Origin of the sequence: Mycobacterium ulcerans subsp. shinshuense, from assembly GCF_002355775.1 — a bacterium.
GTDB lineage: Bacteria > Actinomycetota > Actinomycetes > Mycobacteriales > Mycobacteriaceae > Mycobacterium > Mycobacterium marinum.
Genome location: NZ_AP017624.1, coordinates 3414805 through 3431249, shown reverse-complemented (window position 1 = coordinate 3431249; position 16445 = coordinate 3414805). Strand labels below are relative to the sequence as shown.

Genomic DNA, 16445 nt, shown 5'->3' with positions numbered 1-16445 from the left:
ACGTGCCAGATCCCGCGACGTATCGCCCCGCGCCCGGGTCCATCCCGGTCGAGCCGGGGGTGTACCGATTCCGGGACCCGCATGGGCGAGTCATTTATGTCGGCAAGGCCAAGAGCCTGCGCAGCAGGCTGACGTCGTATTTTGCCGACATCGCGCACTTGCAGCCGAGGACCCGCCAGATGGTGACCACCGCCGCAAAGGTCGAGTGGACGGTGGTCAACACAGAAGTCGAGGCGCTGCAGCTCGAGTACAACTGGATCAAGGAATTCGATCCTCGCTTCAACGTTCGCTACCGCGATGACAAGTCATATCCGGTGCTGGCCGTCACGCTCAACGAAGATTTTCCCCGGCTCATGGTCTATCGCGGTCCACGGCGCAAAGGGGTCCGCTATTTCGGGCCCTACTCGCACGCGTGGGCGATCCGCGAGACAGTGGATCTGCTTACCCGGGTGTTTCCGGCGCGCACCTGCTCGATGGGAGTGTTCAAGCGGCACAAGCAGATAGACAGGCCATGCCTGCTCGGCTATATCGACAAGTGCTCGGCTCCCTGTATCGGCAGGGTCAGCAAAGAGCAGCATCGCCAGATTGTCGATGATTTCTGCGACTTTCTCTCCGGTAAGACCGACCGATACGCCCGCGAGCTGGAACAGCAGATGAACGCCGCTGCGGAGAACCTCGACTTCGAGCGCGCCGCACGGCTGCGAGATGACCGGTCTGCATTGAAGCGCGCGATGGAAAAGCAAGCGGTGGCGCTGGGGGGCGGCACCGACGCGGACGTGGTGGCATTTGCCGACGACGAACTCGAGGCGGCGGTGCAGGTGTTCCATGTCCGCGACGGTCGGGTCCGCGGTCAGCGCGGCTGGGTGGTCGAAAAGCCCAGTGCACCAGATGTTTCGGTCGAGGAACAGTTGGTGGAGCAATTCCTGGCTCAGTTCTATGGCGACCAGGCGGAGTTGGGCGGTGCCGCCGATGAGTCGGTCAACCCGGTTCCCCGCGAGGTACTGGTGCCGTGCCTGCCCTCCAACGCCGACCAACTGTCCAGCTGGTTGTCCGGCTTGCGCGGCTCGCGGGTTACGCTGCGCGTGCCGCGCCGCGGAGACAAGCGCGCGCTGGCCGAAACGGTGCAGCGAAATGCGAAAGAGGCGCTGCAGCAGCACAAGCTGAAGCGGGCCGGTGACTTCAACGCCAGATCTGCTGCACTGCAGAATATTCAGGAGGCGCTCGGGCTGGCCGATGCGCCGTTGCGCATCGAGTGCGTCGACATCAGCCACGTGCAGGGCACCGATGTGGTCGCCTCGCTGGTGGTCTTTGAGGACGGCCTACCGCGCAAGTCCGACTACCGCCACTTCGCCATCCGGGAAGCGGCTGGGCAGGGCCGCTCCGACGACGTCGCATCCATTGCCGAAGTGACTCGACGCCGGTTCCAGCGCCACCTGAGTGAACAGAACGATCCGAATCTGCTTTCCCCGGAAGGAAAATCTCGCCGATTCGCCTATCCGCCCAATCTCTATGTCGTTGACGGCGGTGCGCCGCAGGTCAACGCCGCCAGCGCCGTTCTCGAGGAGCTGGGTATCGTCGACGTCGCGGTGATCGGCCTGGCCAAGCGGCTGGAAGAAGTATGGGTGCCCTCCGAGCCGGATCCGATCATCATGCCGCGTAACAGCGAGGGCCTTTACTTGCTGCAGCGGGTGCGCGACGAGGCGCACCGATTCGCCATCACCTACCATCGGAGCAAGCGATCCAAGCGGATGACGGCGTCGGCGCTGGATGCGGTGCCCGGATTGGGAGATTACCGTCGCAAGGCGCTCGTCACCCATTTCGGATCGATAGCCCGCCTCAAGGAGGCCACCGTCGACCAGATCACCGCGGTACCGGGTATTGGCGTAGCAACGGCAACTGCCGTGCTCGAGGCGTTGCGTCCCGACCAGCCGGGGGGTGCCCAATGACCAACCATATTGCGGGTGGCGGAAATCCGCCCGGTCCAGAAGGCGACGCCTCGGCCGGTATCGACGTGGTGCTGGTGACCGGGCTGTCCGGGGCGGGCCGCGGCACGGCGGCCAAGGTGCTAGAGGACCTGGGCTGGTATGTCGCGGATAACCTGCCTCCGCAGCTGATCACCCGAATGGTGGATTTCGGGCTGGCGGCCGGATCGCGCATCACCCAACTCGCCGTGGTGATGGACGTTCGGTCACGGGGCTTCACCGGCGACCTGGATTCGGTGCGCAACGAACTGGCCACCCGCAACATCACCCCCCGAGTGGTGTTCATGGAGGCGTCCGACGACATGTTGGTGCGCCGCTACGAACAGAATCGCCGTAGCCACCCGCTGCAGGGCGGGCACACACTTGCCGAGGGGATCGCCGCCGAGCGCAAGATGCTCGAGCCGGTGCGCGCCACCGCTGACCTCATCATCGACACGTCCACGCTCTCGGTGCGCGGGCTGCGGGAGAACATCGAACGAGCTTTCGGCGGCGACGCCGCGGCGATCACCAGCGTCACCGTGGAGTCCTTCGGCTTCAAGTACGGACTGCCGATGGACGCGGACATGGTCATGGACGTGCGGTTTTTGCCCAACCCGCACTGGGTCGACGAGCTGCGGCCACTGACCGGCCAACACCAGGCGGTCAGCGACTACGTCCTGGGCCGGTCTGGCGCGTCCGAGTTTCTGCAGACCTACCATGAGCTGCTATCCCTGGTCGTGGAGGGCTATCGCCGGGAGGGCAAGCGCTACATGACGGTCGCGATCGGCTGCACCGGTGGCAAGCATCGCAGCGTCGCCATCGCCGAAGCACTGGTGGGGCTGCTGCGGTCGAATTCGCGACTTTCGGTGCGGGTACTGCACCGGGATCTGGGCCGCGAATGAATTCACCGGCGAGCCACAGCATCGTTGCTTTGGGTGGCGGACACGGGCTATACGCGACGCTGTCGGCGGCTCGTCGGCTCACTCCCTACGTCACCGCGATCGTGACCGTTGCCGACGACGGTGGATCCTCGGGTCGGCTACGTAGCGAACTCGACGTGATACCGCCGGGTGATTTGCGAATGGCGCTGGCGGCCTTGGCATCCGACAGTCCGTACGGCCGACTTTGGGCGACCATTCTGCAGCACCGGTTCGGTGGCAGCGGCGCGCTGGCCGGGCATCCGATCGGCAACCTGTTGCTGGCCGGCCTGTCCGAGGTGCTGGCCGATCCGGTAGCCGCGCTCGACGAACTCGGACGCATCCTCGGTGTCAAGGGCCGGGTGCTGCCGATGTGTCCGATTGCGCTGCAGATCGAAGCCGACGTTTCCGGGCTGGAGTCTGATCCGCGGATGTTCCGGCTGATCCGCGGCCAGGTGGCGGTGGCCACCACCCCGGGAAAGGTGAGACGGGTGCGGTTGCGGCCGGCCGACCCACCGGCGACCCGCCAGGCCGTCGACGCCATCATGGCTGCCGATCTCATCGTCTTAGGTCCCGGGTCGTGGTTTACCAGTGTGATTCCGCATGTGCTGGTGCCGGGGCTGTTCGCGGCGTTGCAGGCCACGTCGGCGCGTCGCGCGCTGGTGCTCAACCTGGTGGCCGAGCCGGGGGAGACGGCCGGTTTCTCGGTTGAGCGTCACCTGCACGTCCTGGCCCAGCATGCCCCGGGGTTCACGGTCCACGACATAATCATCGACGCGGACCGGGTGCCTAGCGATCGAGAGAAGGAGCAACTTCGCCGCACGGCAACAATGCTTCAGGCCGAGGTCCACTTCGCCGACGTTGCCCGACCTGGTACACCTTTACATGACCCGGGCAAGCTAGCGGCCGTCCTGGATGCAGTGCGGGTCCGTGACAGGGACCTCACGACACCTCCGGTGACGAGTCCGCAGGAGATACCGATCGAGGGCGGACGTCAACAGACCGGCGGGCCCGGGGCGGGTGGCAACAAACCGAAGGGTGACGACGCGTGGCGATGACGACTGAAGTCAAGGACGAACTGAGTCGCCTAGTAGTCAAATCGGTCAGCGCCCGGCGCGCTGAGGTCACTTCGCTGCTCAGATTCGCCGGGGGCCTGCACATAGTGGCTGGGTGCGTCGTCGTCGAGGCCGAGGTGGATCTGGGCAGCATCGCGCGGCGGCTGCGCAAAGACATCTTCGACCTCTATGGCTACAGCGCGGTGGTGCACGTGCTGTCGGCCAGCGGGATCCGCAAGAACACCCGGTACGTGCTGCGGGTCGCCAACGACGGCGAAGCGCTGGCGCGTCAGACCGGACTGCTCGACATGCGGGGCCGTCCGGTGCGTGGCCTGCCGGCCCAGGTGGTCGGCGGCAGTATCGGCGACGCGGAAGCCGCGTGGCGGGGCGCCTTTCTGGCGCATGGGTCACTGACCGAACCCGGGCGCTCGTCGGCCCTCGAGGTCAGCTGCCCGGGCCCGGAAGCTGCCCTGGCGCTGGTGGGGGCCGCCCGCAGGCTCGGGGTGGGTGCCAAGGCCCGTGAGGTCCGCGGAGCCGATCGCGTGGTGGTGCGCGACGGCGAGGCGATCGGTGCCCTGCTGACCCGAATGGGGGCGCAGGACACCAGGCTGGTCTGGGAAGAGCGCCGGATGCGTCGCGAGGTGCGCGCGACGGCCAACCGGCTGGCCAATTTCGATGATGCCAATCTGCGCCGCTCGGCGCGCGCGGCGGTGGCGGCGGCCGCCAGGGTGGAACGAGCGCTGGAGATCCTCGGTGACACGGTGCCCGATCATCTGGCCTCGGCCGGCAAACTGCGTGTCGAGCATCGCCAGGCGTCGCTGGAGGAGCTGGGCCGCCTCGCCGATCCACCGATGACGAAAGATGCTGTGGCGGGTCGGATTCGGCGGCTGCTGTCGATGGCCGATCGCAAGGCGAAGGTGGAAGGAATTCCCGACACCGAATCGGCGGTGACGCCCGACTTGCTCGAGGATGCGTAGTCCGCGCAAGCACTGCTTGCGGGTCCGTCGCACGACGACGGCGCGTTGTGAGATTTCTGGGAGTGCTGGCCCTAGCAGCTCACGGGAGGTTATGGTCGCCCAATGAGGCGGCTCTCGAGTGTTGATGCGGCGTTCTGGTCTGCGGAGACCGCAGGCTGGCACATGCATGTTGGTGCGCTGGCGATTTGCGATCCGACCGATGCGCCCGACTACAGCTTTCAGCGGTTGCGCGAACTACTCATCGAACGGCTCCCGGAGATCCCACAGCTGCGCTGGAGAGTCACCGGGGCCCCGCTGGGGCTGGACCGGCCCTGGTTCGTCGAAGACCAGGATCTGGACGTCGACTTTCACGTGCGGCGAATCGGAGTCCCCGCGCCGGGCGGCCGGTGCGAGCTCGAGGAACTCGTCGGTCGGCTCATGTCCTACAAGCTTGATCGCTCTCGACCGCTGTGGGAACTCTGGGTCATCGAGGGTGTCGAAGGCGGGCGCATCGCCACCCTGACCAAGATGCACCACGCCATTGTCGACGGTGTCTCGGGTGCCGGGTTAGGTGAAATCCTGCTGGATGTCACGCCCGAACCTCGGCCGCCGCAAGAGGAAACAGTTGGATTCGTCGGATTCCAGATCCCCAGGCTGGAGCGCCGCGCGGTGGGTGCCCTGATCAACGTGGGAATCATGACCCCGTTCCGCATCGCACGGCTGGTGGAGCAAACCGTGCGCCAGCAGATCGCGGCGCTGGGCGTGAGCGCCAGGCCACCCCGCTACTTCGATGCACCCAAGACCCGGTTCAACGCACATGTGTCGCCGCACCGGCGGGTCAGTGGGTGCCGCATTGAACTGGCAAGAGCCAAGGCGGTCAAGGATGCCTTCGGCGTCAAACTCAACGACGTTGTGCTGGCGACGGTGGCCGGGGCGGCGCGGGAATACCTGAAGAAGCGCGACGAGCTGCCCGCCAAGCCGCTCATCGCGCAGATCCCGGTGTCCACCCGCACCGATCAAACCAAGGAGGACGTCGGCAACCAGATCAGCTCGATGACGGCGTCGCTGGCGACCCACATCAATGATCCGGCCGAGCGTCTCAAGGCCATTCACGAGAGCACCCAGAACGCCAAAGAGATGGCCAAGGCGCTCTCGGCGCATCAGATCATGGGGCTTACCGAGACCACCCCGCCAGGTCTGCTCCATCTGGCCGCCCGCGCGTACACCGCTACCGGGCTTTCCCATAACCTGGCCCCGATCAACCTCGTCGTATCCAACGTCCCCGGCCCGCAGTTCCCCCTCTATATGGCGGGTGCGCGGCTGGACTCCTTGGTGCCGCTAGGGCCGCCGGTGATGGACGTGGCGTTGAACATCACCTGCTTCTCGTATCAGGAGCATCTGGACTTCGGGTTCGTGACGACACCCGAGGTAGCCAATGACATCGACGAGATGGCCGACCTCATCGAACCGGCGCTGGCCGAGCTCGAACGCGCGGCTGGTCTCTAGCTAGCGTGGGCCCGGGCCGTTGGTGACGTACACCCAGGACAGGAACCGGGCCACGGCTTCGGAAGCCTTATGCGCGCGTGGGGAACCGAAGATGTCGAAGGCATGCTGGGCGTTGGGCAATTCGGCGTAGGCGACCGGGGACTTCGACACCGCCCGTAATTCTTCGACGAACTCTCGAGCTTCGACCACCGGGATGAGGGAGTCGTCTTGGCCGTGTAGCACGAAGAACGGTGGTGCGTCGGCCCGTACATGGTGGATTGGCGAAGCATCGACGAAGACCTCGCGGTGGTCGCGGAATTTCCGTTTCACCACGAAACGCGCTAGCAATTCGACGAATTCAGGTCGCCCCTCGGCCTCGGTCGAATACCAGTCGTAGCGGCCATAGATGGGAACCGCTGCCGCCACAGAGGTGTCGGCTTCCTCGAAGCCGGATTGAAACCTGGGCTCGTTGGGGGTCAGAGCCGCCAGCGCGGACAGGTGGCCGCCCGCTGACCCGCCGCTGATCGCCACGAAGTCCGGGTCGCCGCCGTAGTTGGCGATGTTTTCTTTCACCCAGGCCAGCGCGCGCTTGACGTCGACGATATGCGCCGGCCAGGTGTGTAGGGGAGAGACCCGATAGTTCAGCGACACACAGACCCAGCCACGCGAAACCAGGTTGCTCATCAGGGGATACGCCTGGGGGCGGCGCCATCCGAGGACCCAGGCGCCACCGGGCACCTGCACCAGCACCGGGGCCTTGCCGTCGCGCGGCAGATCGCGTCGCCGCCAGATGTCGGCCAGGTTGGCACGGCGGTGTGGGCCGTAGGCCACGATGTTGGTCTTCTCCACATAGAGTCGGCGTGCCACGGTCGTGCGCAGGGGGAGGTTGCGTCGTCCCCGCCGCGTCGGCTCGGTCGGCAGGGTGGCCAACTCCTGGGCGTAGTCAGCCCCCAGTCCTTCGGTCAACCCCTCCTCGAGGACCGGGCCGGGGGTGGTGATGCCGCGGTAGCGGATCACGCCCAGCGTTGCCCAGGCCGCGGCGGTAAGGGCCAACGCGACTTTGCCCTTCGGCCCGGCGAAATCACCGCGTCGTCCGCGGCGCAGCGCGTCCACCACTGACGCGGTCAGGTAAAGACCAGGCACCTCCGAGGTCGGCCAGCCAAGCCAGAACACGAAAAAGGCGGCATAGGGGTTGCGGCTGATGGGCCGTAATCCGTTGGCGGCGTTGACGAGTTCGGCCGTCGCCCGGGTCAGGGGCCGGGGCCGGGGCCGGCGGGCCAGCTTGCGCAGTCGATCGCCCCTCATGTGCCGCAGACCTTTGCCTGCAGTTCGGCACGCAATATCTTGCCGGTACTACCGCGGGGCAACTCGTCGAGAACCGCAATTTCGCGGGGCACCTTGTAGTTGGCCAGGTTGTCGCGCACATGTTGTTTGAGGGTTTCGGGGGCGGCATTCTCATCAAGATCAGCGTCGGGTTCGAGCACCACGAATGCGGCCAGCCGCTGTCCGTACTGTTCATCGTCGACGCCGATCACCGCGGCCTCCGCGACTTCGGGATGGGTAGCAAGGGTCTTTTCCACCTCGATCGGGTAGACGTTCTCTCCTCCGGAGACGATCATTTCGTCGTCGCGCCCGACCACGAACAGCCGTCCGTTGCGGTCCAGGTAGCCCACGTCGCCCGACGACATGAAGCCGGCCTGGAAATCCTTGGTGGTGCCCGATGTGTATCCGTCGAACTGGCTGTCGTTGCAGACAAAGATGCTGCCGACCTCGCCCTCCGGCACTTCGTTGAATTCCTGGTCCAGGATCCGGATTTCGGTTCCTTCGGCGGGGCGGCCCGCGGTGTCGGGTGCGGCACGCAGGTCTGCCGGCGTCGCGGTGGCGATCATCCCGGCCTCGATCGCGTTGTAGTTGTTGTAGATCACGTCGCCGAATCGGTTCATGAACGCGACGACGACGTCGGGGCGCATCCGGGAACCGGACGCCGCGGCAAACCGCAATGTGCGGCCGCTGTAGCGGTTGAGCACCTTGGTGGGCAGTTCCATGATGCGGTCGAACATCACCGGCACCACCACCAGGCCGGTCGCCCGATGGCGGTCGATGAGGTCCAGCGTCGCTTCCGGGTCGAACTTGCGGCGGGTGACGATCGTGCATGCCAGTGATGCGGCCAGTACCAGCTGTGAGAAGCCCCAGGCGTGGAACATCGGCGCCACGATCACGATGGGCTGTTCGGCTCGCCACGATGTGCGGTCCAGAATCGCTTTCAGGGTGCCGATTCCGCCGCTACCTCCAGAATGCTCGGCGCCCTTAGGCGTTCCGGTGGTGCCTGAAGTCAGCAGGATCAGCCGCCCGGTGCGGCCGGTGCGCTCGGGCTGGTGACCCAGGTGGGCGTTGACGAGCTGTTCGGCGGTCAGGTCGTGCTGTCCATCAGACCACGCGACGATTCGAGTGGCCTGTGGCCGGCCATCAAATGCGCGGTCGACCGTGGCGGTGAATTCTTCGTCGTAGATGACGGTGTCGACGCCTTCGCGGGCCACCACATCGGCCAGCACCGGACCCGCGAATGCGGTATTGAGCAGCAGAATGTCGGCACCGATCCGGTTGGCCGCCACCAGCGCTTCGACGAACCCGCGATGGTTGCGGCACATGATTCCGACGACCTTGGGCGAGCCGGCCGGCAGTGCCTGCAGCGCTGCGGCCAGCGCGTTGCTGCGCTCGTCGAGCTGCCGCCAGGTCAGCGTGCCCAACTCGTCGACCAGGCCCGGCCGATGTGGGCAGCGCTGGGCGGCTGCCGCGAATCCCGCAGTGAATCCCATCCCCTCGCGACGCATGGCGGCGGCGATCTTCAGGTACCGGTCCGGTCGCATCGGGGCGATCAGACCGGACCGCGCCAACGTGGTGATCAGACCCAGGATCTGGTCGATGCGAGGCGCCATGGCTCAGCCCAGAATCGGGAATCGACGAGTGGCGGCCAGCCTGGTGAGAGCCTCCTGCATCACCGAACGAACATGTTGGTCGACCTGGTCCACGTCGGGATCCTCGCCGAATTGGGCGATGACGTCGATCGGATCCAGCACCTCGGTGACGATCTTGGTCGGCAGCGGCAGGTTGGGCGGGATAGCCGCGCTGAATCCGAACGGGAAGCCGAACGAGAGGGGCAGAATATCGCTGCGCAGCAACCGCTTTAGCCCAAGCCGTTCGGCGAGCCAGGTGCCCCGGGACAGGTAGAGCTGGGTTTCCTGTCCGCCGATGGACACCGCGGGCACGATGGGGACACCGGCTTCGATCGCGGTGCTGACGTACCCCTTGCGGCCGTTGAAGTCGATGACGTTTTCCGAAAGCGTGGGCCGGTACGCGTCGTAGTCGCCACCGGGAAACACGATCACCACCCCGCCGGAGCGCAATGCCTTTGCCGCATTGTCTCGGCTGGCCCGGATGTAGCCGGTGCGCCGAAAGAACGACCCGGTCGCGCCCATGAACAGGATGTCGTGGCTGAGCGTGTAGACCGGCCGGTCATAACCGAACTTGTCGTAGAAGTCGACGCTGAAGATCGGGACGTCCATCGGGAACATGCCACCGGAGTGGTTGCCCACCACCAGCGCCCCGCCCGGCGGAAACGAGTCCAAGCCGTGGACCTCGGAGCGGAAGTACGTCTTCACTACCGGCCGCATCACACCGATCATGCGCCGGGTCAGGCCCGGGTCGAACTTCTCGATGTCTTTGTCGTTGTCGGTATCGCTCACGAAGATCCCCTGACCATGGGCGCTGTGGGTCAACCGATGGTACCGATCGCCAATTGGTCCCGCGGCCGGCGGCCCCACCGGGTGGGCGGCAGTGATCTCGGCGAATCACCCACCAGAGTTTGCCGGATCGCGATAGCATCCGCCCTGCTAGATGTGCTGGGCGGCTGACCTTGCCAGAGCTGCCTGGGTCAGGCGGCGGAGGGGGGGGTGGGATGTCGTTCGTGGTCACCGCGCCGGAGACGGTGGTCGCCGCGGCGTCCCAACTAACGGGCATCGGATCGGCAATCGAGGCGGCCAACGCGGCGGCCGCGGCCCTGACCACGCGGCTTCTTCCCGCGGCTGCTGACGAGGTATCGGCGGGGATCGCGGCGTTGATGAGCACCCACGCCCAGGAATATCAGCTCCTGGGCGGCCAGCTGGCCACCTACCACGACCAATTGGTGCAGGCCCTCGATCGGACCGCGGGTTGGTACGCGGACGCGGAAACCGGCAACGCGGCGCTGTTGCGCAACGTGCAGCAGGAGTTACTCACCGGGTTGACGGCGCCGGGCAGGGCATGGTCTGGGGCCGGCGCCGCCTCCGCGGGAGCGTCCGGCGTTGACGCGCTGATGAGTTCGGCCTTGCTGTCCGGCGGGCGCTCGGTCTTGGTCGTGGGCTCCACCGGAACCCCGCGACCGTCGTATCGCTTCATGCGGGAGGTCTACGACCTGTTTGTCGCACCGCACTATTTTGGCGATTCGCTTTTCGGCGTACAGACACCCGCGCAGTTCCAGCCGTTCACCGGGATTCCCAACCTGACCTTCGATGAATCGGCCGCTACGGGAGCCAGCTACTTGCACGCCGCGATCACGCAACAACTCGCCGACGGGAATCGCGTTGTCGTTGCCGGCTTTTCGCAGGGCGCTTCGGTGGCGACCCTGGAGATGCGGCATCTGCAGAGCCTGCCCATCGACAGCAGGCCGAGCCCCGAGGACCTCTCGTTCGTATTGCTCGGCAATCCGAACAATCCGAACGGCGGGATCCTGGCGCGTTTTCCAGGTCTGTATATCCAATCAGTGGGTCTGACATTCAATGGCGCGACGGCGGTCACCGAGTACCCGACGACGGTCTACACGACCCAATATGACGGCTTTGCCGATTTCCCGCAGTACCCGCTCAATGTCGTCGCGGACGTCAATGCGCTGTTGGGTATCTCCTATTCGCACAGCCTCTACTACGGGCTCACGCCTGATCAAGTGGCGGCGGGCGTGGTGCTGCCGGTGTCCTCGCCGGACGTCAACACCACCTATATCTTGATCCCGAACGAGCACTTGCCTTTGCTGCAACCACTGCGCGGCATTGTGCCCGATTCGGTGCTCGATGGCATTGAGCCCGGTCTGCGCGACGTCGTTGAGTTGGGCTACGACCGAACCGGATACGCGGATGTTCCCACCCCCGCGTCGTTGTTCCCCGCCAATGTCAATCCCAACGTGGTCGCGGGCGCGTTCGTAGAGGGCGCGGTGCGGGGGATCGATAATGGCCTGGCCGGCATGGGGCTACCGCCGCTACCGGATCTGCCGGCCGCGCCGTTGCTGCCGGAAATATGGAGCAATGCGCCGCCCATCCCCGGCTGGCCGGCGAGTGTTCCTAGCGCCATTGCGGTTCCACCGCAGCTCGGCGGTGCGATAGCCGGGCCGCTCGATCATCTGTATCGCACACTCGACAGCGTCATCAACGGGCAGATAAATCCCGCCATCACATCGGGTATCTATCAATATGGTGCCGACCTCTCCACCGAGGCCGCCAGGCACGGCGCTTCTTCCGAACTGCTCAACGCGATCTACGTTGGCCGGCAGGTGTTGCCGATCTTGATCGAAGGGCCGGGGGTCATTCTGACCGCCGATACCTACTATTCGATCAACGCGATCAAGGATCTGGCGGCCGGCAACCTCAGCGGCTTCAATCAAAACCTGCAACTCATCCCTGCCACCAACGCCATGCTGCTGACTTTCGGTGCGACAATTCCGATCGCGGCCGGGGTCTCCGCTTACATCGGTCGTGACTTTCCCTGATAGTTGCCGTGTCGGTGCAGCAACCTGAAGGCCATGAAGGCCGTGAAGACATTGTGTGCTAGTGCTTTTCGTCGCGGCCGGACGGAGAAGGCGCGGCGGGATTCAAAAGCATCTATTCGTCGGCCGCGTGGTGCCGATAGATTGGAACCGCAAGGGACACACCAGCAGGGTTTCGCACCGAGAATGAGGCCGCTATGGGATTCATGTCACCGGACTTGTCAGACGTCGATCACGAAACCTGGCATACCCTGCCACGTGCAACGCGACTGCAGGTTGTTACTCGGCACTGGGCCGAACATGGCTTCGGGACCCCGTATGCGGTGTACCTGCTCTATTTGCTCAAGATCGGGATCTACGTCGCCGCCCCCGCGGCGATCATCTCGCTGACGCCGGGTTTGGGTGGGCTGGGGCATATCGCCGACTGGTGGACGCAACCAATCGTGTATCAGAAGGTCATCATCTTCACACTGCTGTTCGAGGTCCTCGGATTTGGCTGCGGGTCCGGACCGTTGACCGGGCGGTTCATGCCGCCGGTTGGCGGATTCCTTTATTGGCTGCGACCCAAGACAATTCGCCTGCCACCCTGGCCGGCAAAGGTGCCCTTCACCGACGGGGACACTCGCACCGTGGTGGATGTGACGCTCTACGCCATCGTCCTGATCAGCGGGGGGTGGGCACTGTTTTCTCCCGGCCATGCGGGACAGGTGACAGCCAGCGGTGACGTCGGCCTGATCGACCCGATCCTGGTGGTACCGACGATCATCGCGCTGGCGCTACTGGGTCTGCGTGACAAGACGGTCTTTTTGGCCGCGCGCGGGGAACACTATTGGCTGAAGCTGTTCGTGTTCTTCTTCCCGTTCACCGATCAGATCGCGGCGTTCAAGATCATCATGCTCTGCCTGTGGTGGGGAGCGGCCACGTCCAAGCTCAACCACCATTTTCCGTACGTCGTCGCGGTGATGACCAGCAATAACGCGCTACTGCGCGGCAGGCTGTTCAATCCGATCAAGCATCTGCTCTACCGCGACCACGTCAACGACCTGCGCCCGTCCTGGCTGCCGAAAATCATGGCCCACGTGGGTGGGACCACGGCGGAGTTCCTGGTTCCGGCGGTTCTGGTGCTCGTCGCCGGTGACCAGCCGTGGCGCTGGTTCCTGATCGGGTTCATGGTGATCTTCCACCTCAACATCCTCTCCAACCTCCCCATGGGAGTCCCGCTGGAGTGGAATGTGTTCTTCGTCTTTTCGCTGTTCTATCTGTTCGGGCACTACGGCTCGATCCGCGCCATAGCTCTTCGATCCCCGCTGCTGCTAGCGATCGTGCTCGCCGCTGTCGCCGTGGTGGTAGCGGGAAACCTTTTCCCGGAGAAGATTTCGTTCCTGCCGGCGATGCGCTACTACGCGGGTAACTGGGCCACCAGCGTGTGGTGTTTCCGTGCCGGGGCCGAGGAAAAGATCGAGGCCAGCGTCGTCAAGAGCTCCGCGCTGGTGGTCAACCAGTTGGCCAAGCTCTACGACGCGAACACGGCCGAAATCATGGTCGACAAGACGGCCGCGTTCCGGGCCATGCATACCCACGGCAGGGCGCTCAACGGGTTGTTGCCCCGGGCGATCGGCAACGAAGCCGAGTACAAGGTCCGTGAGGGCGAAATCGTGGCCGGGCCGTTGGTCGGCTGGAACTTCGGCGAGGGCCACCTGCACAATGAGCAGCTGGTACAGGCCGTGCAGCGGCGCTGCAATCTCGCCGACGGCGACCTGCGCGTCATCATCCTTGAAGGTCAACCGATCCACATCCAAAAGCAGTGGTACCGCATCGTCGACGCCAAGACCGGATTGATCGAAGCCGGGTACGTCACAGTCGAGGACATGCTTGCCCGGCAGCCGTGGCCCGAGCCCGGCGACGAATTTCCGGTACACGTGACGACTCAACGCGCCGCCCAATGACCAAGGCAGTCGTTGTCGGGGCCGGGCCCAACGGCCTGGCCGCCGCGATCCAGTTGGCCAAGCACGGGGTCGAGGTGCAGGTGCTTGAAGCGCACGACACCATCGGTGGGGGAGCGCGTTCGGGTGAGCTGACCGTGCCCGGGGTGATCCACGATCACTGCTCAGCGTTTCACCCACTGGGTGTCGGCTCACCGTTCTGGAATGAGATCGACCTTCAAAGCTACGGGTTGACGTGGAATTGGCCCGAAGTCGACTGCGCACATCCGCTCGACGACGGCACGGCCGGGGTGCTGCACCAGTCGATTGAACGCACGGCGGCGGGCATGGGGCCCGACGGCAAACGGTGGCGCTGTGCGGTGGGGGACCTGGCGGCCGGTTTCGATGAACTGGCGGGCGACCTGCTCCGCCCGGTGCTCGGCGTTCCCCGTCACCCGCTTCGGCTGGCCGCCTTCGGGCCTCGGGCGGCGCTGCCCGCCACCATGATGGCGCGCTGGTTCCGTACCGAGCAGGCGCGCGCATTGTTCGGAGGCGCTGCCGCGCACGTCTACACCCGGCTGGACCGGTCGCTGACCGCGTCGCTGGGGTTGATGATCTTGGCCAGCGGCCACCGCTACGGCTGGCCCGTCGCACAAGGCGGTTCCGGGTCGATAACCGCGGCACTGGGAGCCGCCCTGGACGCGCTCGGCGGTGTCGTGGCCACGGGGATAACCGTCACCAGCCGCCGTGACATCCCCGATGCCGACATCGTCATGCTCGACCTCAGCCCGGCCAACGTTCTGACGCTGTACGGCGATGCGATGCCCGCGCGGATCAAGCGGTCCTACCGGCGTTATCGGGAAGGATCGTCGGCGTTCAAGGTCGACTTCGCCATCGAAGGCGACATTCCATGGACCAATCCTGACTGCCGGCGGGCCGGGACCGTCCACCTCGGGGGCACGTTCGCCGAGATCGCGGACACCGAACGCCAACGCGCACAAGGTCGAATGGTGCAACGACCGTTCGTCTTGATCGGGCAGCAATACCTGGCCGACCCGTCGCGTTCGGCGGGCAACATCAACCCGATCTGGGCCTACGCACACGTACCGTTCGGCTATGCCGGCGACGCCACTGCCGCCGTCATCGACCAGATAGAACGATTCGCGCCCGGATTCCGCGATCGCATCACCGCGACCGTCAGCAAGTCGACCGCCGAGCTACAGGCCTACAACCGCAACTTCATCGGCGGTGACATCATCGGCGGGGCCAATGACGGGCTCCAGGTCATTTTCCGGCCGCGGATAGCCCTCGATCCGTATGCGATCGGGGTACCCGGTGTCTATCTGTGTTCCCAATCCGCCCCGCCGGGCGCCGGAATCCACGGACTGTGTGGCTACCACGCCGCGGAATCGGCGTTGCAGGGGTTGCGTAAGCGGCGCTGAGGCTGTCTCAGCCGGCTCCCGCACCCGACGGGCCGGGCTGAACCGGCTGACCCGCCACAGGTCCGCCGGCCGGCGCCGGACCGATTGGCCCGTCCTTGCCGGTTCCCGACATATCGATGATGGGAGCTCCGGCCGCCGGAACGCCCGCGGGCACCGGCCCGAGCGCGATCAGCGGAACGCCGGCCGGGATGGGTACCGGTGCGGCGGCCGGGATGGGGATGGGTGCGCCGGCCGGGATGGGGATGGGTGCGCCGGCCGGGATGGGGATGGGTGCGCCGGCCGGGATGGGCACGGGTGCGCCGGCCGGGATGGGTACCGGTGCGGCGGCCGGGATCGGCACCGGTGCGGCCGCCGCGGCCCCACCGAGATCGATCAGTGGCGCACCAGCCGGAAGCACCGGAATGGGCCCTGGCACCGCCATCGGAACACCAGCCATGTCATTGATGGGAGCGCTGGCCGCGCATGTCGCGCCGGCCGCTGCCGGACCGCCGGCCGCAGCTGGACCGCCCGCCGCAGCCGGACCGCCCGCCGCCGGTGCTCCGCCTTCGCCCGCCATCCCTTGGATGCACGCGTAGCCGTCGGTTTTCAGCGGGACAGCTGCCGCTTGTGGGCTCAACGCAATAGCGGCTCCGCACAGCCCAGCGCAGGCAACTACCTTGAAGTTGAACCGATCAAAGATCGTCATCAACGCCGACTCCTCTTTATTCGCGCCCGGTACTTCTGCAATCAATTGGTGCAGTAACACCGCATGGTCCTACTGCACTCGTGTCTAGCCGACCGGCACAATTGTTAGCGGCCGCCGCGATACACGCGCCGCGCCGCACCGCGCCGTTTCCAAATGGTGACGTTTCCCCTCGAATCCCCTTCCGGCCCTGTCCGCCGGGGCCGGCGAACCCGCCGCGCCGCGCCTGGGCTT

General features: G+C 65.6%; 12 protein-coding genes. 8 read left to right on the top strand and 4 right to left on the bottom strand.

The features are described 5' to 3' along the window. The first annotated feature begins 2 nt into the window (after positions 1-2). The 5 genes from uvrC (at position 3) to SHTP_RS15290 (ending at position 6395) form a co-directional block, all read left to right on the top strand. A complete protein-coding gene (gene uvrC / locus SHTP_RS15310; RefSeq protein ID WP_096371049.1) occupies positions 3-1946 on the top strand; it encodes an excinuclease ABC subunit UvrC in 1944 nt (647 codons plus the stop codon). Continuing rightward, the gene (gene rapZ, locus SHTP_RS15305; RefSeq protein WP_096371048.1) at positions 1943-2863 is read left to right on the top strand and encodes an RNase adapter RapZ; all 921 of its coding nucleotides are present in this window, start codon (positions 1943-1945) and stop codon (positions 2861-2863) included. The genes uvrC and rapZ overlap by 4 nt, the downstream gene beginning before the upstream one ends. After that, the gene (locus tag SHTP_RS15300; protein ID WP_020724958.1) at positions 2860-3936 is read left to right on the top strand and encodes a YvcK family protein; all 1077 of its coding nucleotides are present in this window, start codon (positions 2860-2862) and stop codon (positions 3934-3936) included. The genes rapZ and SHTP_RS15300 overlap by 4 nt, the downstream gene beginning before the upstream one ends. Then, a complete protein-coding gene (gene whiA, locus SHTP_RS15295; RefSeq protein WP_096372498.1) occupies positions 3933-4910 on the top strand; it encodes a DNA-binding protein WhiA in 978 nt (325 codons plus the stop codon). Before SHTP_RS15300 ends, whiA begins: the two co-directional genes overlap by 4 nt. Positions 4911-5012: 102 nt before the next feature. Next, positions 5013-6395, top strand: a complete 1383-nt coding sequence (locus SHTP_RS15290; RefSeq protein WP_096371047.1) for a WS/DGAT/MGAT family O-acyltransferase — start codon at positions 5013-5015, stop codon at positions 6393-6395. On the opposite strand, the gene SHTP_RS15285 is transcribed toward SHTP_RS15290, so the two are convergent. From SHTP_RS15285 to SHTP_RS15275, 3 genes are read right to left on the bottom strand one after another with little or no spacing between them, the layout of a single operon-like run. Beyond that, positions 6396-7679: an alpha/beta hydrolase gene (locus SHTP_RS15285; RefSeq protein WP_096371046.1), complete on the bottom strand. Its 1284-nt coding sequence runs from the start codon at positions 7677-7679 to the stop codon at positions 6396-6398. It lies immediately after the preceding gene. Beyond that, positions 7676-9310 (bottom strand): acyl-CoA ligase FadD12, encoded by a 1635-nt coding sequence (gene fadD12 / locus SHTP_RS15280; RefSeq protein ID WP_096371045.1) that lies wholly within the window; start codon positions 9308-9310, stop codon positions 7676-7678. The genes SHTP_RS15285 and fadD12 overlap by 4 nt, the downstream gene beginning before the upstream one ends. A 3-nt stretch (positions 9311-9313) precedes the next feature. Further along, on the bottom strand, positions 9314-10057 hold the full coding sequence (locus SHTP_RS15275; protein WP_231395689.1) for a lysophospholipid acyltransferase family protein: 744 nt from the start codon (positions 10055-10057) through the stop codon (positions 9314-9316). 272 nt (positions 10058-10329) lie between these two features. Between SHTP_RS15275 and SHTP_RS15270 the strand changes: the two genes are divergently transcribed. From SHTP_RS15270 to SHTP_RS15260, 3 genes are all read left to right on the top strand, one after another. Continuing rightward, positions 10330-12168 carry a PE family protein gene (locus SHTP_RS15270; RefSeq protein ID WP_096371044.1) on the top strand — a complete coding sequence of 613 codons (1839 nt, stop codon included), beginning with the start codon at positions 10330-10332 and terminating at the stop codon, positions 12166-12168. A 194-nt stretch (positions 12169-12362) separates the two neighbouring features. After that, a complete protein-coding gene (locus tag SHTP_RS15265) occupies positions 12363-14111 on the top strand; it encodes a DUF3556 domain-containing protein (RefSeq protein ID WP_096371043.1) in 1749 nt (582 codons plus the stop codon). Beyond that, on the top strand, positions 14108-15529 hold the full coding sequence (locus SHTP_RS15260; RefSeq protein WP_096371042.1) for a phytoene desaturase family protein: 1422 nt from the start codon (positions 14108-14110) through the stop codon (positions 15527-15529). The genes SHTP_RS15265 and SHTP_RS15260 overlap by 4 nt, the downstream gene beginning before the upstream one ends. Positions 15530-15536: 7 nt before the next feature. Here the strand turns inward: SHTP_RS15260 and SHTP_RS15255 are convergent, their stop codons facing one another. Next, positions 15537-16214 (bottom strand): beta-xylosidase, encoded by a 678-nt coding sequence (locus SHTP_RS15255; protein ID WP_172900553.1) that lies wholly within the window; start codon positions 16212-16214, stop codon positions 15537-15539. Between the last annotated feature and the right edge of the window lie 231 nt (positions 16215-16445).